At 61.9% G+C, this 18,725-nt stretch carries 22 protein-coding genes; 15 read left to right on the forward strand and 7 right to left on the reverse strand.

Annotation, left to right across the window (positions count from 1 at the left end):
• Positions 1-2: 2 nt before the first annotated feature.
• Both E0E29_RS13885 and E0E29_RS13890 read right to left on the reverse strand, forming a co-directional pair.
• Complete coding sequence (locus tag E0E29_RS13885; RefSeq protein WP_130850346.1) at positions 3-1,247, reverse strand: MFS transporter; 1,245 nt, start codon at positions 1,245-1,247, stop codon at positions 3-5.
• Between the two features lie 151 nt (positions 1,248-1,398).
• Positions 1,399-2,154, reverse strand: a complete 756-nt coding sequence (locus E0E29_RS13890; protein WP_130850347.1) for a M23 family metallopeptidase — start codon at positions 2,152-2,154, stop codon at positions 1,399-1,401.
• A gap of 394 nt (positions 2,155-2,548) precedes the next feature.
• On the opposite strand from E0E29_RS13890, the gene E0E29_RS13895 reads away from it, so the two are divergent.
• Genes E0E29_RS13895 through E0E29_RS13915 form a run of 5 tightly spaced genes read left to right on the forward strand, consistent with a single transcriptional unit; the run spans position 2,549 to position 8,819 of the window.
• Complete coding sequence (locus tag E0E29_RS13895) at positions 2,549-3,208, forward strand: TetR/AcrR family transcriptional regulator (RefSeq protein ID WP_130850348.1); 660 nt, start codon at positions 2,549-2,551, stop codon at positions 3,206-3,208.
• Between the two features lie 39 nt (positions 3,209-3,247).
• Positions 3,248-4,927, forward strand: a complete 1,680-nt coding sequence (locus tag E0E29_RS13900; protein ID WP_130850349.1) for an efflux RND transporter periplasmic adaptor subunit — start codon at positions 3,248-3,250, stop codon at positions 4,925-4,927.
• Positions 4,928-4,931: 4 nt separating this feature from the next.
• Entirely contained in the window at positions 4,932-5,708 is a 777-nt protein-coding gene (locus tag E0E29_RS13905) for an ABC transporter ATP-binding protein (protein WP_130850350.1), read from the forward strand.
• Entirely contained in the window at positions 5,705-6,937 is a 1,233-nt protein-coding gene (locus tag E0E29_RS13910) for an ABC transporter permease (RefSeq protein ID WP_130850351.1), read from the forward strand. Before E0E29_RS13905 ends, E0E29_RS13910 begins: the two co-directional genes overlap by 4 nt.
• Positions 6,938-6,965: 28 nt before the next feature.
• On the forward strand, positions 6,966-8,819 hold the full coding sequence (locus E0E29_RS13915; protein ID WP_130850352.1) for an S-layer homology domain-containing protein: 1,854 nt from the start codon (positions 6,966-6,968) through the stop codon (positions 8,817-8,819).
• Positions 8,820-8,912: 93 nt separating this feature from the next.
• Here the strand turns inward: E0E29_RS13915 and E0E29_RS13920 are convergent, their stop codons facing one another.
• Positions 8,913-9,785, reverse strand: a complete 873-nt coding sequence (locus E0E29_RS13920) for a radical SAM protein (protein WP_130850353.1) — start codon at positions 9,783-9,785, stop codon at positions 8,913-8,915.
• Complete coding sequence (locus tag E0E29_RS13925) at positions 9,782-10,003, reverse strand: helix-turn-helix domain-containing protein (protein WP_165449913.1); 222 nt, start codon at positions 10,001-10,003, stop codon at positions 9,782-9,784. Before E0E29_RS13925 ends, E0E29_RS13920 begins: the two co-directional genes overlap by 4 nt.
• A gap of 77 nt (positions 10,004-10,080) precedes the next feature.
• On the opposite strand from E0E29_RS13925, the gene E0E29_RS13930 reads away from it, so the two are divergent.
• Positions 10,081-10,260 (forward strand): hypothetical protein, encoded by a 180-nt coding sequence (locus E0E29_RS13930; protein WP_130850355.1) that lies wholly within the window; start codon positions 10,081-10,083, stop codon positions 10,258-10,260.
• A gap of 208 nt (positions 10,261-10,468) precedes the next feature.
• Here E0E29_RS13930 and E0E29_RS13935 read toward each other — a convergent pair whose 3' ends face one another.
• Positions 10,469-11,047, reverse strand: coding sequence for a thymidine kinase (locus E0E29_RS13935; RefSeq protein ID WP_130850356.1), 579 nt, complete (start codon positions 11,045-11,047; stop codon positions 10,469-10,471).
• A 23-nt stretch (positions 11,048-11,070) separates the two neighbouring features.
• The gene (gene mutY, locus E0E29_RS13940; protein ID WP_130850357.1) at positions 11,071-12,111 is read right to left on the reverse strand and encodes an A/G-specific adenine glycosylase; all 1,041 of its coding nucleotides are present in this window, start codon (positions 12,109-12,111) and stop codon (positions 11,071-11,073) included.
• 130 nt (positions 12,112-12,241) lie between these two features.
• Between mutY and E0E29_RS13945 the strand changes: the two genes are divergently transcribed.
• The 5 genes from E0E29_RS13945 to rpsR all read left to right on the forward strand — a co-directional run bounded on the left by E0E29_RS13945 (position 12,242) and on the right by rpsR (position 15,376).
• On the forward strand, positions 12,242-12,721 hold the full coding sequence (locus E0E29_RS13945; protein ID WP_130850358.1) for a sigma-70 family RNA polymerase sigma factor: 480 nt from the start codon (positions 12,242-12,244) through the stop codon (positions 12,719-12,721).
• Positions 12,718-14,109: a DUF4179 domain-containing protein gene (locus E0E29_RS13950; protein WP_130850359.1), complete on the forward strand. Its 1,392-nt coding sequence runs from the start codon at positions 12,718-12,720 to the stop codon at positions 14,107-14,109. Before E0E29_RS13945 ends, E0E29_RS13950 begins: the two co-directional genes overlap by 4 nt.
• Before the next feature lie 181 nt (positions 14,110-14,290).
• The gene (gene rpsF, locus E0E29_RS13955) at positions 14,291-14,590 is read left to right on the forward strand and encodes a 30S ribosomal protein S6 (protein ID WP_130850360.1); all 300 of its coding nucleotides are present in this window, start codon (positions 14,291-14,293) and stop codon (positions 14,588-14,590) included.
• A gap of 12 nt (positions 14,591-14,602) precedes the next feature.
• The gene (locus E0E29_RS13960; RefSeq protein WP_130850361.1) at positions 14,603-15,085 is read left to right on the forward strand and encodes a single-stranded DNA-binding protein; all 483 of its coding nucleotides are present in this window, start codon (positions 14,603-14,605) and stop codon (positions 15,083-15,085) included.
• 51 nt (positions 15,086-15,136) lie between these two features.
• A complete protein-coding gene (gene rpsR, locus E0E29_RS13965; RefSeq protein WP_130850362.1) occupies positions 15,137-15,376 on the forward strand; it encodes a 30S ribosomal protein S18 in 240 nt (79 codons plus the stop codon).
• A 52-nt stretch (positions 15,377-15,428) separates the two neighbouring features.
• Here rpsR and sleB read toward each other — a convergent pair whose 3' ends face one another.
• Positions 15,429-16,100, reverse strand: coding sequence for a spore cortex-lytic enzyme (gene sleB / locus E0E29_RS13970; RefSeq protein ID WP_278045156.1), 672 nt, complete (start codon positions 16,098-16,100; stop codon positions 15,429-15,431).
• Between the two features lie 134 nt (positions 16,101-16,234).
• Between sleB and E0E29_RS13975 the strand changes: the two genes are divergently transcribed.
• The 4 genes from E0E29_RS13975 to E0E29_RS13990 all read left to right on the forward strand — a co-directional run bounded on the left by E0E29_RS13975 (position 16,235) and on the right by E0E29_RS13990 (position 18,666).
• Positions 16,235-16,504 (forward strand): translation initiation factor 2, encoded by a 270-nt coding sequence (locus tag E0E29_RS13975; RefSeq protein WP_130850363.1) that lies wholly within the window; start codon positions 16,235-16,237, stop codon positions 16,502-16,504.
• A 107-nt stretch (positions 16,505-16,611) separates the two neighbouring features.
• Entirely contained in the window at positions 16,612-17,385 is a 774-nt protein-coding gene (locus E0E29_RS13980) for an AIM24 family protein (protein WP_130850364.1), read from the forward strand.
• Between the two features lie 112 nt (positions 17,386-17,497).
• The gene (locus E0E29_RS13985) at positions 17,498-17,812 is read left to right on the forward strand and encodes an imidazolonepropionase (protein WP_130848458.1); all 315 of its coding nucleotides are present in this window, start codon (positions 17,498-17,500) and stop codon (positions 17,810-17,812) included.
• 50 nt (positions 17,813-17,862) lie between these two features.
• Entirely contained in the window at positions 17,863-18,666 is an 804-nt protein-coding gene (locus E0E29_RS13990; RefSeq protein ID WP_242622339.1) for an IS3 family transposase, read from the forward strand.
• Positions 18,667-18,725: the final 59 nt, after the last annotated feature.

An 18,725-nucleotide genomic window follows, 5' to 3' on the forward strand; every position in this document is an offset into this window, starting at 1 on the left:
GGTCATCCCTCAGGGCACATTTCTTTTTTCTCCTTCGTGCCGTCGCAGCGGCGGACCGCCGGAAGGGCCAGGCAGAGGACACCGCACAGGGCGGTGAGGACCCCTGAGAGGGCGAACCACCGGGCAAGACCCACCTTCTCGGCAAAGAGGGCGGTGGCGGCCAGGCCGATGGGCCCGGCCAGAGTCATAACAGCGGAAGTGAGACCCAGCACTCGTCCCAGATAGCCGCCCTCCACCTTCTCCTGGATGAGGGCGGTGAACATGCTGTTGAAGAAGGGGGAGGAAAGCCCCATGCCCATGGCCAGGCCGGTGAAGGCCACGAAGGCAGCCGGGCTCAGTCCCCCCACTGCCAGCAGGCAGCCTCCCATACAGAAAAGGGCAGCGGTCATGGCGGTCATCTTGTTTCGGGTGCCGCCCCACAGCCCCAGCAGCAGGGACCCTGCCAGCATCCCCAGAGAGTAGGCGGTCTCCACCACCGAGGCCGACACCGCCGTGCCGCCGAAGTAGCTCATGCACATGAGGGGAAAGAGGGAGGACACCGGTACCACAGCCACTGAGAAGATGCCGCAGATGAGGCAGAGCTGCCACAGCCAGCCCTGGCTGCGCAGCAGGGCGCAGCCCGCCCGGCAGTCGTCCAGGAGGTGGAATGGGGTCTCATCGCCCACCGTCCGCAGCTCAGGCAGTCGGGCCAGGAAGAGAAAGCCGATGGCGAAGGCGGCCCCCAGGGCGTCCAGTGTGATGATGAGGGAGAGGGGCACGGCGGCGAAGAGAACAGCGGCCAAAGCCGGGCTCAGGAGCAGAGAGAGGGTCTGCACACCCTGGGACAAGCCGGCGCATTTGGAGAGCTTCTCCCGCGGGACGATGAGGGGCGTCACCGCCTGAAGGCAGGGGGAGTGGAAGGCGGAGCCCACGCTCCGCAGGGCCAGGGTGGCCATGATGACGGGGATGGGCAGCTCCCCCAGCAGGAACCAGCCCGCCACCAGGGCCAGGGAGACCAATCCGATGGCGCCGTCGGCCAGGGCCATGATCTTCCGGCGGTCGAAGCGGTCGGCCACCGCTCCGGTGAAGAGAGAGAAGACCCCCTGGGGCAGCAGAGCCGCCATGGAGGCCAGAGAGAGCACAGCGGCGGAGCCGGTGCGGGCGGTCAGGTCCCAGATGAGGGCATATTGAGAGATGGAGCTGGTCAGGATCGATACGGCCTGCCCCAGCCAGAGCACGGCGAACTGCCGTTTCCATGTGACGGTCATGGTATGTATTCCTCCTATGGTCCATGCCCGGCGAGCCGGGCGGAACGGCGTATTACCGCTCTATCCTATGCCCGGGGCCCGGAGACGGTCCCTGAAAAGACGAAGCCCCTCCCGGCTTTTGGCCGGGAGGGGTTTTGCGCTTTTGTTCGGTTCAGGACTGTTCCGGCAGGTAGCTGAGGGGGTCCACGCTCTCCCCGTCCTTCCGCATCTCCAGATGGAGATGCGGTGCCCGGGCGCTCTCGGCGGCGGCAGTGGTGCCGGTGGCGCCGATGATGTCGCCCACCTGGACCTGGTCCCCCGCCTCCACGGTGGGGACAGCCGCCAGGTTGGCATAAATGCTCTCTACACCGTCGGCGTGGGCAATGGTCACGGTTGTGCCCATGAGATCATCCTGCTCCACACTGGCCACTGTACCATTGGCCACCGCCATCACCTCCGTCCCAACGGGGGCGGAGATATCGATGCCGGAGTGGGTGCGCCAGTCCCCCATGGTCTCGTCATAGGCCAGCACCTCCAGAGACCAGTCGGCCACCACCTGACCCCGCAGGGGCCAGATGAAGAAATCTGCCGCCTGGGCGGGTGCCGTGGTCTCCTCCGCCGGCGTCTGCGCAGGCGCAGGTGTTGCAGAGGGCGCCGCGGAGGGTGCCTCCGAGGGCGTCGGTGTGGGCGTGGCGGAGGGGGTGGGCGACGCCGTCACCGTAGGTTTGACAGCCTCCACCGTGGGAGAGACCGCCACCACCACCTGAGTGGGGGCGGATACGGCGGTTTCCTCGCCGCCCGTCTGCAAAGAGGAAAAAAGATAATAGCCCGAGATCCCTATGGCGGCGACGCACAGGGTGAGGACTATGTAGAATCCTCTGCCCTCCATGAAGTCGCCGACCCGCTCTAAGATCGGTTTCCGTTTCATCATAAACCTCCAACAATTCAGCATCAGAGCACGTCCCGGGGCCCCGGGGGAGCTCTCAGAGCCTATTGTGGCCCATCTTCCCCCTTCTTATACCTGTTCTTCCAGTTTCTTTTTGTGATCTTCCCTTGACAGGCGCCTCTCATCTGTTTATACTATATATATTTCATATATACAGTATAAACAACAATAAAAAATAAGACGCGGGGAGGCGGAAAAAAAGACTTTAAGAAAACTTTAATCTTTTCTTTCCTGTTCCATATATCTTTTGGTGCTATGCTCAGAATACGCGGACAGCCACCGCCGTGGGCCACGGAAATTGTGAACGAATTTGAAACTCCCCGTCGAAACGATTGACACATGACAGGCTGTCATATATCATGTATGACAGCCTGTCATGTACGGGAATTCCCTGGTACCCGGCAGGACACTGAAAGGAGAGCTGGCCGTGCCCACCGATACCTTCTTCCGTCTGCCGGAGTCCAAACGGGAGACCCTTCTGCGCTGTGCCAAGCAGGAATTTGCCAGAGTTCCTTATCCCGACGCCTCTATCAACCGCATCATCCACTCCGCCGGTATTCCGCGGGGCAGCTTCTACATGTACTTTGAGGACAAATCCGACCTCTTCCTCTATTTGATGGACCAATTTGTGGATGCCTTCATTGAGACCGTGTGCCAGCTGCTGGAGGAGGAGAACGGAGATCTGTTCCTGGCTTTTCAGGGGCTGTTCGACCGTCTCTGGGTCCGGTGCAGCAACAGCTGCCGGGAGGGGCACGCGGCAGAGGTCATCACCATCCTGCGCAGAAATGCCGGCATGCCCCACACAATGGCCATGGGACAGAGCTATGGCCGGCGTTTTCTCTCCCAGATCCTTCCCCGCCTGGACCGCTCCATCCTGGCACTTGAGGGGGACGAGGAGCTGGAAAATGGCCTGCGCATCCTCCTCTCCGTCACCCTCCCGCTGCTGTGCGAGGGCGTTCTGGCAGAGGACTCCGGCCCGATACGGGCCCGTTATCTCAGCTATCTGACCATCCTAAAGCGCGGTATGCTCCGGTGACGGAGGCCGCCGACAGTCCATGGAAAAGGAGTCAATGATATGGAAAGCACCGATCTCAAGCAGTCTTCCCCCGACGCCGCCGCCCCGGCGACCCAGGCGCCCCCCAAGCCAGTCAAGGTCCCCATGCCCCGGAAAAAGAAAAAATGGATCAAACGCGTCATTGTCCTGGTGGTCCTCATCGCCGTGGTGGTCTTTCTCCTGCGCAGCTGCTCCGGCGGCAGCACCGCCCTGACCTCCGGCATCTACCTGCCCAGCACCGCCTCCACCCAGGATCTGGTGGTGTCGGTGTCCGGCACCGGTGCCATTGAGCCCCTCCACTCCTACAAGGTCACCACCCTGGTCAAGGGCGAGGTGCTGGAGGCCCCCTTTGAGGAGGGACAGACGGTACATAAGGGCGACCTTCTCTTCCGCATCGACTCCACTGATGTGGAGACCTCCATTGAGCAGGCTCAGCTCTCTCTGGAGAGCGCCCGTCTCAACTACCAGCAGCTTCTCAAGAATCAGGATGACAGCCACAAGAACGCCACCGTGGAGGCCAATGCCACCGGCGTCATCACCAAGCTCTATGTGGACGTGGGGGATATGGTCTCCGCCGGCGCCCCCATCGCCGACATTCTGGACCGGGACAACATGAAGCTGAAGGTCCCCTTCCACTCCGCCGACGCTGCCGGCTTCTATGTGGGCCAGAGCGCCACCGTCACCGTGGACGGTACCATGGAGACCCTCCCCGGCACCATTGACACCATTGCCGCCACCGACTCCGTGGGACCCGGCGGCACGCTGGTCCGGGACATCACCATTGTGGTCCGCAACCCCGGCGCCCTCACCGACACCTCCATGGGCACTGCCTCCATCGGCACCGCCTCCAGCGCCTCCAGCGGCACCTTCGCCTACGGTGAGAGCAAGCAGGTGGTAGCCAAGACCTCCGGCGAGTTCACCAGCCTCACCGTGAAGGAGGGTGACCGGGTCATGGAGGACCAGGTCATGGGCGGCTTTGATGAGACCGACATGGAGACCCAGATCGAAAACGCCGCCATCCAGGTCCAGAACGCCGAACTCACCCTGAAAAATGCCCAGGACCGGCTGGAGGACTACTCCATCACCTCCACCATCGACGGCACCGTCATCGAGAAGAACTACGACGTGGGTGACACCCTGGACACCTCCAACGCCAGCACCACCGGCATCGCCTATCCCGCCGTGATCTACGACATGTCCGCCCTCACCTTTGACATCAGAGTCAACGAGCTGGACATCAACAAGATCCAGGTTGGCCAAAAGGTGGAGATCACCGCCGACGCCGTGGAGGGCGAGACCTTTACCGGCGTGGTGGATAAGGTGAACATCAACGGCACCACCACCAACGGCTCCACCAACTACCCCGTCACCGTTCTGGTGGACGGCACCCCGGAGGAGCTCAAGCCCGGTATGAACGTCTCCGCCAAGATCATCGTGGAGGACGCGGGCAGCGTGCTCTGCGTACCCGTGGAGGCCGTGAGCCGCGGCGCCGACGGCACCAGCCTGGTCAAGGTGGCCGGTGAGGGCGCTCTGGACGAGAACGGCAACGTGGTGGACCCTTCCAAGCTGGAGGACCGGGTGGTCACCCTTGGCCGCAGCGACGATACCTACATCGAGATCCTCTCCGGCCTGGAGGACGGTGAGACGGTCTACATCTACCAGGCCGCCGGTACCAACTTTATGGCCACGATGATGGGGTGATCAGATGGAACACCTCATTGAATTCAAGGACGTCTACAAGATCTACCAGATGGGCGATGAGAGCGTCCACGCCCTGGACGGCGTAAGCCTCACCGTGGACCGCGGAGAGTTTGTCGCCATCGTGGGCTCCTCCGGCTCCGGCAAATCCACCGCCATGAACATCATCGGCTGTCTGGATGTCCCCACCTCCGGTACCTACCACCTGGGAGGCGTGGATGTATCCACCATGGACGACGACCAGCAGGCCGAGATCCGCAATAAGATGCTGGGCTTCATCTTCCAGCAGTACAACCTAATCCCCAAGCTCAATGTTCAGGAGAACGTGGAGCTGCCCCTTCTCTACGCCGGTGTGGGCGCCGAGGAGCGGCATCAGCGGGCCATCCGCGCCCTGGAGCGGGTTGGGCTGGCTGAAAAGCGCAAGAACCTGCCCAGCCAGCTCTCCGGCGGTCAGCAGCAGCGTGTGTCCATCGCCCGGGCCCTGGCCGGCGACCCCTCCGTGATCCTGGCCGACGAGCCCACCGGCGCTCTGGACTCCCGTACCGGCCGGGAGGTGCTGGCCTTCCTCCAAAAACTCAACGCCGAGGGGGACACCGTGGTCCTCATTACCCACGACAACTCCATCGCCGTCAAGGCCAAGCGTATCATCCGTCTCCAGGACGGCAGGATCATCTACGACGGCGACGCCCACGACCCCCGCGCCGTGGTCCAGCCCGAGGAGGACACCGAGGACATCGACGGCTTTGACGATCCCGCCCCCGCCGGAGAGGAGGCCAGGTCATGAATTTCACCCAATCCTTCCGCCTGGCCATCAAGTCCCTTCTCACCAGCAAGATGCGTGCCCTCCTCACCATGCTGGGCATCATCATCGGCGTGGCCGCCGTCATCATCATCACCAGCCTGGGCAACGGCATGCAGAACTACATGAACGCCCAGTTCGACCAGCTGGGCGCCAACCTGATCCAGGTCCAGATCTGGGGCTTGGGCGGCGGCATGAGCTCCCGCTCGGTGGACCCCGACGACATGTATGAGCTGGTGGACAAATATCCCCAGTACCTGGCGGGCGTCAGCCCCTACGTCATGGTCCAGCAGGGCCTGGTGCGCCACGGCTCCGACGAGTACAAGCGCACCAGCATCTACGGCGTCAGCGAGTTTTTCTATGACGCTCAGCGCAACCAAGTCCTCAGCGGCTCCAAGCTGGGAGAGGGCCGGTTCCTGAGCTACGTGGACGTGGAACGCTACCAAAACGTGTGCGTCATCGGCTCCTATCTGGCCCAGGACGCCTTCGGCGGCGACGCTCTGGGCAAGTCCATCACCATCAACGGCACCCCCTTCACCATCATCGGCGTCATGTCCGAGTACGCCGACAGCACGGAGGGCAGCGGCGATGACGTGATCTTCATCCCCTACGGCAACGCCATGCGCATCAATGGCACCGGCTGGGTAAACCTCTACCTCTTCAACAGCGCCGACAAGGACACCTCCAACCTGGCCAAGGGTATCATTGAGAGCCGGCTCTACAAGACCTTCCAGACCGACGACGCCTATTACATCATGTCCAGCGCCGAGATGATGGACGCCATGGACTCCATGCTCAACACCCTCATGATGATCCTCATCCTCATCGCCGCCATCTCCCTGCTGGTGGGCGGCATCGGCATCATGAACATCATGCTGGTCTCCGTCACCGAGCGCACCCGGGAGATCGGCATCCGCAAGTCCCTGGGCGCCAAGGGCAAGGATATCCGCAGCCAGTTCATCATCGAGGCCGGCACCACCTCCGCCATCGGCGGCGTCATCGGTATCGTGGTGGGCGTCATTATGGCCAACGTGCTCACCGCCGTCATCGCCGTGGTGCTGGGCACCGGCAACGACGGCTTCGTGGCCGTCCCCACTCTGGGCGGCATCGCCGTGTCCTTCGGCGTGTCGGTGGGCGTGGGCATCCTCTTCGGCTACCTGCCCGCCAACAAGGCCGCCCGGCTCAACCCCATCGACGCCCTGCGCTACGATTGATCCATCCGTGATAAAGGAGCGAACAAAGATGAAGAAACGAGTCCTCTCCGCCCTGCTGGCGGCGGCGCTCACCCTGTCCCTGGTCACCCCCGCCCTGGCCGTCACCAGCCAGGACGATGCCGCCCAGGCCCTGGCCGCCCTGGACATCATGACCGGCGACGAAAGCGGAAACCTGAACCTCTCCGCCCCGGTGACCCGGGCGGAATTTGTCAAGATGCTCATGGCCGCCTCCCCCATCAGCGTGGGGGATGTGACCTACGTCTCCCCCTACCCCGACGTGCCCGCCTCTCACTGGGCCGCCCCCTATGTGGAGGCCGCTGTCACCGCCGGCTACGTCACCGGCTACCTGGACGGCACCTTCCGTCCCTCCAACACCATCACCCTGGCTGAGGGCGTGGTCATGGCCCTGCGTCTGCTGGGCTACACCAACGAGGACTTTTCCGGCTCCTTCCCCGCCGGGCAGATGGCCATGTACAGGACCCTGGACCTGGATGAGGGCATCACCATTGGCCAGAACGACACCATGACCCGGCAGGACGCCATGTACCTCTTCTACAACCTGCTCACCGCCCCCAGCAAGACCACCGGGCAGCCCTACCTCTCCTCCGTGCTGGGCTACAGCCTCACTGCCGACGGCGATGTGGACACCCTGGCTCTCCTCAACGGCACAATGGATGGCCCCGTGGTGGTGGGCGAGGTCGGCTGGCGGGACAAGATTCCCTTTGACATCTCCAAGGCCAGCGTGACCCGGAACGGCGTGGTCACCACCTCCGCCGCCCTGACCGACAATGACGTGGTCTACTGGTCCAAGCACCTCAACGCCCTGTGGGTCTACACCAACAAGATCACCGGCCCCATCCAGGCCATCACCCCCGCCTCCGCCCCCACTTCTGTGACGGTCTCCGGCAAGAGCTATGAAATCGAGACCTCCACCGCCGCCTACGCCCTCAGCGATCTGGGCACCTTTGAGGTGGGCGACTCCGTCACCCTCCTCCTGGGCCGGGACGGCAAGGTGGCCGCCGTCGCAGCCCCCGGCCAGACCTCCGGCGGCAGCGTGTGCGGCCTGGTGGTCTCCAACGTGCCCCAGCAGTATACCGACAAGAACGGCAACGACTACACCGCCGCCTCCGTCACCATACTGGCCACCGACGGCAACACCTACACCTATTCCACCGAGCGCACCAGCGTCCGCACCGGTACCCTGGTCCAGGCGGTGCCCACCGAAAACGGCATGGAGGTGAAAAATCTCTCCTCCGCCTCCCTCTCCGGCAAGGTCAATGCCGACGGCACCAAGCTGGGCGGCCGTTCCTTCGCCTCCAACGTGGAGATTTTGGACACCTATGGCGATCACGGCGTCCGTGTCTACCCCGAGCGTCTGGCAGGCATGGAGATCACCGAGAGCATGGTCCGCTACTACCTGCTGGACGGCAACGGCGACATCAGCCGCCTCATCCTCAAGGACGCCACCGGCGACATGCACACCTACGGTGTCATCACCTCCGTGAGTGAGGTCAACAGCTCCGCCTCCATGACCACCGCCGGCACCTACGTCTACGACACGGCGGGTACCACCAAGACCATCAGCGGCAGCACCGTCTACAACGTCAAGACCGGTCCCTTCATGATGAAGACCGACGGTGAAGAGATCGACCGTCTCACCAACCTCACCGAGGTCAAGATCACCTCCGTGGAGGGCACCACCGCCTACGCCGGCAACCGCCAGTACGCCATCTGGGACGATGCCCTGGTCTATGAGGTCCGGGACGGCAAATACTATCTCACCTCCCTGGCCCTGGTCACCGGCGGGGACTACACCCTCACCGGCTGGTACGACAAAGACCAGACCGATGGCGGCCGCATCCGCGTCATCCTGGCCAAATGATCCACACATAAGCGCAAAAAAGTGGACGGAACCTCGGTTCCGTCCACTTTTTCGTCTTGTAAAGGGAAAAGTCCACCGGCTTTGTCCACAGTTTTACACACCGGTGAGATCAAGTGGGGGGATATAATCTGCGTCGGCGGCGCTCCCCTCCTGAGTGAAGCCCTCCAACCCCAAAGCCTCCATGTAGGCCTGGGCGTTTCTGGCCTCCGAGCCCCGCAGCCGCCGGTCGATCTCCGGGAGCTCCGCCGCCCGGCCCTGGGGCACATACTGGCTCATGAGGGAGAAGAGGACCGTCCCGGTTGGAAATTCCTCCAAAATAAAGTCCATCACCCGCTTGGCCTCGGCAAGGCGGCCGGGAAGGACCAGGTGCCGGATGACGGTGCCCCGCTTCAGAAGGCCGTCCTCCACCACGCAGGGGCCCGTCTGGCGCACCATCTCCCGGATGGCAGCCGTTGCTACCTCCGGGTAGTCCGCCGCCCCTGAGTACCGCTCCGAGAGCTCCGGCGTCAGGTACTTGAGGTCGGGGAGGTAGATGTCCACCTTGCCCTCCATCACCCGCAGGGTCTCTACCCGGTCATAGCCCCCGGAGTTCCACACCACCGGCACGGAGAGAGGCTCTTCCAGCAGCCGGGCGATTACGTGGGCGTAGTGGGTAGGGTTCACAAAGTTGATGTTGTGGGCCCTCTGGGCGATGAGCTCCATGCAGATCTCCCGCAGCCGCTCCACCGTCACCGCTTTTCCGAAGTCCTGGTGGCTGATGCTGTCATTCTGGCAGAAGACACAGTCCAGACTGCACCCGGAGAAAAAGATGGTGCCGGAGCCATTTTTGCCGGAGATGGGCGGCTCCTCCCACATATGGAGGGCGGCCCGGGCCAGCACCGGCGCTTCCGGCATCCGGCAGTGACCCTTCCCCACCGTCTCGGTACGCTCCGCCCCGCACAGCCGGGGACACAGATTACAGATCATAGCTGATGGACCTCCCGGTCCTCCGTCCGGCCCATGAGCCAGTCCACGGAGACCCCATAAAAGTTTGCCAGATTCAAAAGGCTGTCATAGTGGGGCTTGGCCTCTTCATTTTCCAGACGCTGGTAAGCCCGAATGGTCATCTTTCCCGCCTCTGCCGCCTGTGTCTGGGTTATTTTCTTTTCCTTCCGAAGGATCTTGATGCGTTCATTAAAAACCATGCTCGTTCTCCCTTGACATGTAGTTTCTAGCATATTATAATCAGCATGCTAGAAACTTCATATTGGAGGTGGTCCATATGTCCCTTCTGATGGACGAACTCTATCACGCCATGATCGGCGATCCCAACCCTGACCAATGGCCGGAGTACTTGGCGGAAAACCCGGTCCAGGCCCACGGGATGTACTGTTTCCGTGATGGCATCCGCCTGGGCCTTCTCCTGGCCGTGGAGTCCTTCTCTCCCGAGGTAGGGGAGTAAGGCACCGTGGTTTGGCGCGCCGGGGTCGTTGCGCCCCATGGCCGTCAAAACCTTCCCCCCTCAGGGGGGAAGGTGCTCCAGTGCGCACACTGGAGCGGACGAGGGGGTGCCGGATCATTGGACAAAGCCACCGTCGAAGCGCACCCTCATCCGTCGGCTGCGCCGCCACCTTCCCCCTTCCAGGGGGAAGGTTTTTGGGATAAGCCCTTTACGGGCGGAAGTCAGGCCCCAGGTTACCCTCCCGCCAGTGCTTGCGGCACAGGCCGATGTACTGGTCATTGGCCCCCAGCACCACCTGCTCCCCCTCCCGGAGGACCTTGCCGTCCTTGTCAAAGCGGGCGTTGCAGGTGGCCTTCTTGCCGCACCAGCAGATGGTCTTGACCTCCTCGATGATGTCGGCGGTGGCCAGCAGCTCCTGGGAGCCGGGGAAAAGCTGCCCGGAGAAGTCGGCCCGGAGGCCGTAGCAGATCACCGGCACGTTCCAGTCGTCCACGATGTGGACCAAAAACTGGACCTCCTCCCGGCTGAGGAACTGGGCCTCGTCCACGATAACGCATGCGTACTTTTTGAGCTCCTCCTCGGGCATGGCGCGCATCTCGGAAAAGTAGATGCAGGGGTGGCTCAGGCCCATCCGGGAGGCCACGAACTTGGCCCCGTCCCGCTGGTCGATCTCCGGCTTCACCAGCAGGGCCTCCTGGCCCCGCTCCTCGTAGTTGTAGCGCACCATCAGGGCGTTGGCCGTCTTGCTGGAGCCCATCACTCCGTATCGAAAATACAGCTTTGCCATCTCTTTCTCCCTCTTCTTTTGTATTAGCGCACCCGTTCTTCCACCAGGTGTTGAAAGCTCTGAAAGGCGTTGGGCACGGCGTAGTCCCGCCGCAGCGCCTCCTGCCCCGCCCACACCCAGCCCTCCGGCAAGGTTTCACCGGCGGTCTCCATGACCCGGCAGGTCATGCGCCACTCGATGTGGGTAAAAATGTGCTTGCCTGTGCCGCCGTCGGTGAGGTCCAGGGGTTCGATCCCCCAGTCCTCCAGGCAGTCCCAGGCCGGGGCGGGCTCGTTTGGATACTCCCACAGCCCCCCCAGCAGCCCCTTCTTTGGCCGCTGCCGCAGGGCCACCTTGCCGTCGTGGAAGAGCAGAAAGACCACCCGGTCCTCCACCCGCCGGGCCTTTTTCGGCGGCTTGTAGGGGAGCTCCCCGGTGCGGCCCTCCAGCCGAGCCCGGCAAAAATCCGCCGCCGGGCACTTCTCACACAGCGGCGCCCCGTTGGGGAGGCACACCGTGGCCCCCAGGTCCATCATGGCCTGGTTGAAGTCCCCCGGCGCACGGACCGGGATGACTGCCTTCAGGTCACACCACATCCGCTTTTTGGTTTCCGGTTTGGTGATGTCGCTGCCGTCCCCGGTAAGCCGTGATACCACCCGCAGCACATTGCCGTCCACGGCGGGTACCGGTTGACCGAAGGCGATGGAGGCGATGGCCCCGGCGGTGTACTCCCCCACGCCGGAGAGGCCCAGGAGCGTCTCATAGTCGCCGGGGAAGGTCCCGCCGAACTCCTCCACCACCTGCCGGGCGGCCTTTTGCAGGTTCCGGGCCCGGTTGTAGTAGCCCAGGCCCTGCCACAGCTTCAGGAGCTTGTCCTCCTCCACCGCCGCCAGGTCGGCCACGGTGGGCAGGGCCTCCATGAGGCGGCGGTAATACTCCAGCACCGCCGCCACCCGGGTCTGCTGGAGCATGATCTCCGACACCCACACGTGGTAGGGGGTGGGGTCGCTCCGCCAGGGGAGGGTACGGGCATTTTCGTGGTACCACTGTAAAAGCGGAATGGGGAGCCGGGTCAGTTCATCCAAGGGTCTTGTCCTCCAAAATGGGCCGCGCCGGAGCGGCCCCGTATTCAGGAGCCATTATACAATAAAATTTTTCTCTCCGCAATCAAAAGCGCCGCCCCATTCATCTAATGGTCAGAAAGGAGGGACGCCCATGACACAGCAGGAATACGCCGTCCGGGCCGACGCCCTGAAGGGCAAGCTCTACGGCATGGCCTTCCTGTATCTGGGGAGCCAGTCCCTGGCCGTGGACGCCGTGGACGAGGCGGTGTACCTGGGTCTGCGCTCCTGCCACAAGCTGCGGGAGGAGGCCTTTTTCGACACCTGGCTCACCCGCATCCTCATCAACGCCTGCAACGCCGAGCTGCGGCGGCACAAGCGTGAGGTGGCCATGGCGGAGCTGCCCGAGACCGCCCAGGAGTCCTTTGACGCCCTCCCCCTCCGGGACGCGGTGGGGCGACTCCCCCGGGAGCTGAAAGATGTGATCATTCTACGGTATTTTACCGGCCTCACCCTGGCGGAGACCGCCCGGACCCTGGATATCCCCCAGGGCACCGTGGTCACCCGTCAGCGGAAGGCCCTCCGGCTGCTGCGGCTGGAGCTCACCGACGGAGAGGAGGCGGCCAATTCATGAACCGAAACGAGGAATATTGGGCCTTGGTGGCCCAGCTGAGCGACACGCCGCCGGAGCTGGAGGGCACGGTGGAGCGGGCCAAGGCCCGGGCCCGGAAGCGTACCCTCAAGCGGTGGCTGGGCATCCCTGTGGCCTCCCTGGGGGGCGTGGCGGCGGCCTTCGTGCTGCTGGTGAACTGCTGCGTTCCCTTCGCCCAGGCCTGCGGGCGCATCCCCGGCCTCCGGGACCTGGCGGCGGCAGTGGCCCTCTCCCCCAGCCTAAAGGCGGCGGTGGAGAACGACTTTGTCCAGGTGGTGGACCAGGAGCAGACGGAAAACGGCATTACCTTCCGGCTGGAATATCTGATCCTGGACACCATGCAGATCAACTTCTTCTACTCCGTCTCCGGCGGAGACCATAACCGCTACCACGTCTACCCCAGCATCACTGGCTCCGACGGTGAGGAACTGGAGGGTTACTCCATCGTCAGCAGCGAGACCACTGCCGGCGATTTGGGTGACTTCAACGTCAACTACGCCGATGACCTCCAGGTGCCGGAGGCCCTGCGCCTCACCTGCGCGGTGACCGCCCAGAAAGAGGCGGGAGACGGCTCTGCCGTCGCCCCCGCTGACTCCAGCATCTGGGATGAGCCGGAACCTGCCCAGGAACCGGAGGTGGTGGCCACCTTTACCTTTGACCTGGAGCTGGACGACCGCTTCACCGTCCCAGGGGAGACCATTCCCCTGGACCAGTGGGTGGAGGTGGACGGCCAGCGGCTCCTCCTCCGGGAGCTGGTGGTGAACCCCACCCACGCCCGGCTGGCGGTGTCCTCCGACCCGGACAACACCGCCTGGCTGGACGGCCTGGACTTCTACCTGGAGGACGAGAAGGGGAACCGCTACGAGGCCGGCTCCCGTTCCAGCGGCAGCGGCCGTCTGGTGTCCAGCGGCGAGGACGGCACCAACGACGTCATTCACTATTATTTAGAGAGCAGCTTCTTCCGCTCGCCCAAGCACCTCACCCTCTACATCACCGGAGCCCGGTGGCTGGACAAGGACAAGGAATGGGTCACGGTGGACCTGAACACCGGCGAGGCCGGCTGGCTCCCGGAGGGAGTGGAGTTCCTCTCCGCCGACCGGCAGGGTGAGGACGTCCACTGCGTGGTGCTCGCCCCCGGCATCCAGCAGTTCATCTCCTGGAACTACCGGGACCCGGAGGGCGGCGAACACTCCTTTGACTCCATGGGAACCACCGCACACGCCTCCGAGCCCGGGCAGGAAAACCTGGAGGAGGGGCTCCACGAAATCTCCTTCTCCCTGCGGGACTACCCCTGGGACACTGTGGAGCTGAAGCTGAATTTCACCCGCGAGACGGCGTTCTCCCCGGCCATCGCCGTGGAGCTCCAGTGACCGACACGAAATGGGGGCTGTTTTTCGGAACAGCCCCCATTTTTTGCTTCTTTTTCTCTAAAAACCCCTTGACAAATGTCAGATTTCATATATAATAATGTAGCTTGTCTGGAATCTGGCAGGCAACATCCTTGCTCCTGCACGAGCAGGGGCCATATGTCCATAAGGAGGTGCAAGAAACATGGCAAAAGTCAATGGCAACTACGAGGTGGTCTACATCCTCGACCCCGCTATGGGTGAGGAGGCCATCGCCGCTATGGTCGCCAAGTTCAAGACCATGGCTGAGGCCCGGGGCACCGTGGCCGAGGTTGACGAGTGGGGCAAGCGCCGTCTGGCCTATCCCATCAACGACCTGAACGAGGGCTACTACGTTCTCATGACCTTTACGGCTGACGCCGCCTTCCCCGCCGAGCTGGACCGCGTGCTGCGGATCACCGACGGCGTGATGCGTTCCATGATCGTCTGCAAGGACGAGCAGTAAGGAGCGGCAGAAATGCTCAACAAGATCTTCCTTCAGGGCCGCCTGGTGGCGGACCCTGAGATGCGGCACACCCCCTCCGGGGTGGCCGTAGCCACCCTCCGTCTGGCGGTGGACCGGGATTTCAAGGACAGAGAGACCGGTGAAAAGAAGGCCGACTTCGTCAATGTGGTCGCCTGGCGTGCCACCGCCGAGTTCGTCTCCCGGTACTTCACCAAGGGCCGCATGGCCATCGTGGAGGGCCGTCTCCAGATGCGGGATTGGACCGATAAGGACGGCAACAAGCGCACCACCGCTGAGGTGGTGGCCGACAACGTCTACTTCGGCGATTCCAAGCGGGACGGCGAGGGCGGCGGCAGCTACGGCGGCTCTTATGGCGGCGGTTATTCCGCCCCGGCCCCCAGCGCCCCCGTGCCTCCCCCGGCTTACACCGCCCCCATGGGCGGCGGCAACCAGTTTGCCGAGCTGGACGACGACGACGGAGAACTGCCGTTCTGAAAGAACGGCACCTGATAAAAACATCATTTCTGAATAAGGAGGGTATATACCATGCCTATGGATAGAGAGCGTCCCCGCGGCCGCAAGCGCCGCAAGGTTTGCAGCTTCTGCGTGGACAAGGTCGAGCACATCGACTACAAGGACGCCGCCAAGCTGCGTCGGTTCCTCTCCGAGCGTTCCAAGATCCTGCCCCGCCGGACCACCGGCACCTGCGCCATGCATCAGCGTCAGCTGACCCAGGCCATCAAGCAGGCTCGTCAGATCGCTCTGCTGCCTTTCGTCACCGACTAATTGGCAACACGAAGCCGGACATGCAAACGCATGTCCGGCTTTTTTGTTTTCATCAGGCGCAGAATCGGTGGCTGCCAATGACTTTGATGAGTGGGCGGGACCAGATCCAGGCGCTGGTGGCCGTATCGGGGTTAAAATAGTAGATGGCGCCGCCGCTGGGGTCGGCACCGTTGAGGGCGTCACGGGCGGCCCGGACGGCGGAGTCGGCCACCGGCTGGTCGATTTGTCCGTCCACCATACAGGTAAAGGCTCCGGGTTGGTACACCACGCCCGCGATGGTGTTGGGGAAGGAGGGGTGGCTCACCCGGTTGAGGATGACCGCTCCCACCGCCACCTGGCCGCTATACGGCTCTCCTCTGGCCTCCGCCGAGATGACCTTGGCCAGCAGGGCCACCTCGCTGTCCGCTGCCGAGGAAGAGGTGCTCCACTCCGACATACCCAGCGCTTTCAGAGTGGCGGGACCCACCACACCGTCGGCGGTGAGGCCGTTCTTCTTCTGAAAGAGCTTTACCGCCGCCTCGGTTTTGCTGCCATAGATCCCATCCTCCGTCCCGTCCAGGTAGCCCCAGCGGATCAGCTTCTCCTGGATGGTGCGCACCGTCTGCCCCGAGGAACCCCGACGATAGGTGGCCGCCTGGGCGGTCTGCACCATGGTGATGATGAGTATATTCAACAGAAAGATCAGGGCCAGGGATAAAATGAGCCGTTTTCTCTGTTCCCGCACGTTCCCGCCTCCCACAAAAGTCTCGCCCTTAGTGTACGGTCCCGGCGTCTTTCTTATGAGCGGTGAATCATGGAAGAAAAATTGGGCCATACTGTTAGGGAAACTTTTCTTTCCCATAAAGGAGCGGCATCATCATGGTCAAAGGCATCAACAAACAGGTCATCGTGGTCAAATCCCCTGACCCCCGCCTCTTCGAGGAGGCCATCTTTATTCTGAAGGAGGGCGCCCTTTCCGAGGGTGCCAGCCCGGAGCAGGTCCTGCGTGAGGCCCAGCAGGCAGCGAAAAACTATGTCTCCCGTAGCACTGTCCCCGGGAAATGGTTCCAGTCTATCCCGGCCCCGGCCTACGCCGCCGCCGGTGCCCTGGCCGCCACCGCCGCCTGGAGCCTGGCTCTTTTCTTCTGACGGGCATTGTGCCTGTCCCCTCCTTGTGATACAATGGCCCTGCATCAGGCTACCCGGCTGAACACGGCCGCATTGTCTTGAGAGCACTTGTATGAAGGAGCGTCTTTATGTATCAGGTTTCCAATTTCATGGACAACGATGACGTCAAAATCCTCTCCCAGCTTGGGCCGTTCTCCGTCATCGAGTACCAGCGCGACCTAAGCGTTACCCCTTCATCCGCCATTACCGCTTATTATAGTGCCCAGATGAACGTCAGAAAGCGCCAGCTGGTGTGTGATCTGAGCAAGGCTCAGGTCACCATCCAGGCCGGCGCCATGCAGTGGATGCTGGGCAATGTAAACGCCACCACCGGCATCAAGGGTGTGGGCGATCTCTTCAGCAAGGCCGTCCGGGGCAAGGCCTCCGGTGAGTCGACCATCAAGCCGGAGTACACCGGCGACGGTCTGCTGGTGCTGGAGCCCACCTACCGCCACCTCATCCTCATGGACGCCGCAGAATGGGGCGGCTCCGTGGTGCTGGACGACGGGCTGTTCCTGGCCTGCGACTCCCGGCTTCAGCACAAGGCCGTCATGCGCTCCAACCTCTCCTCCGCCGTGGCCGGCGGCGAAGGTCTCTTCAACCTGAGCCTCAACGGCAGCGGGACCTTCTGCATCGAGTCTGAGTGTCCCCGTGAGGAGCTGGTGGAGATCACCCTGCAAAATGACGTGCTGAAGATCGACGGCAACTACGCCATCGCCTGGAGCTCCAGCCTGGAGTTCACCGTGGAGCGTTCCGGCAAGAGTCTCATCGGCTCCGCCGCCTCCGGTGAGGGTCTGGTCAACGTCTACCGGGGCACCGGCAAGGTCCTCATGATGCCCACCGCAAAAATGCCCAATCTGTAAGTTGTCCATATAAAAAGCGTCCCCAGGAGGATACTGAACAGATCCAGTAAAAACGGACAGTGACAAAAGCCCCCCTGATGTAGGAAAATAGACTACATCAGGGGGTTTTGTCATGAAGAAACGAAATTACACACACGTTCAAATGCTTTTACCAGAGATCAAGGCCATGTTGGCAGAGGGGAAAACACAGCGGGAAGTCGCAGAATACTATGGCTTCCGGAATAAGCAGGTGGTAAAAAGACTACTTGAGCGTGAGCGCCGTAAAGAACGAAAACTGGAAGCCGGAATCCGCCCACGACCGAAAGGACGGCCGAGAAAAGATGCTGCGCCAGGAGACGTTGTGGCAGAGCAGGCCTGTGAGATCCAACGGCTTCGCATGGAAAATAAACTACTGCGGGATTTTCTGCGCTTCACAGAAAGGAAGTGAGAGCAAAGGTAAAGTATCATATCATCTATCGTCACAGGACAGAGTATCCAGTGGCAGTCATGTGCAAATTCTTTGGAGTGTCCAGAAGCGGCTACTATGCTTTTGTCCATCGCCTAGGCAAGCCAGAAAAGGATGCGGCTCTTGCGGGGCTCATCGCACAGCAGCGGGAACGCAGCTTCCGCACCTACGGCTACCGGCGGATGTGGCTGTGGCTGAAAAGCCGGAATATCTTCTGCAATCCCAAAACTGTGCTGCGAATCATGAAGAAATATGATCTGCTCTCGGAGATCCGCCGCCGCAGGAAATGGCAGCAGATGGGGCGGCAGGCACACAAATACAGGAATCTGCTGAACAGGGAGTTCCATGCGGACAAACCTAACAGCAAATGGGTAACAGACATCTCCTACATCCACACCAGGCAGGGTGTGCTGTACCTTTCCATAATCCGGGACCTCTATGACAACAGCATCATCGCCTACAAGACTGGAACCCAGCAGACAGTGAATTTGGTTCTGGATACCGTTCATCTGGCAATGAAACAGGAGAAAAAGAGGGTCGCTGCGGAGTTGCAGCTCCACAGCGACCAAGGATTTCAGTACACCTCTGCAGCATACTTCAATCTGACTCAAGCATACGGAATCACACCATCCATGTCAAGGAAAGGAAACCCGTACGACAACGCCATGGCGGAAAATTTCTTCTCTATCCTCAAAACAGAATGTATTTACCGCCACAAACCGGCGACCTTTTCCGAAGCCAATGAGATGATTGACCGCTATATTTACTTCTATAACCATGAGCGCATCCAGTTAAAAACTGGAGAGGCGCCGCTGGCGCGACGCCTCTCCGCTTAAAACTTAATCTTTCCTACTAAGGGCTCTTTTTTGTACTGTCCGCACAATCTGGGGCAGTT

This window comes from Intestinimonas timonensis, assembly GCF_900626145.1.
GTDB lineage: Bacteria > Bacillota > Clostridia > Oscillospirales > Oscillospiraceae > Intestinimonas > Intestinimonas aquisgranensis.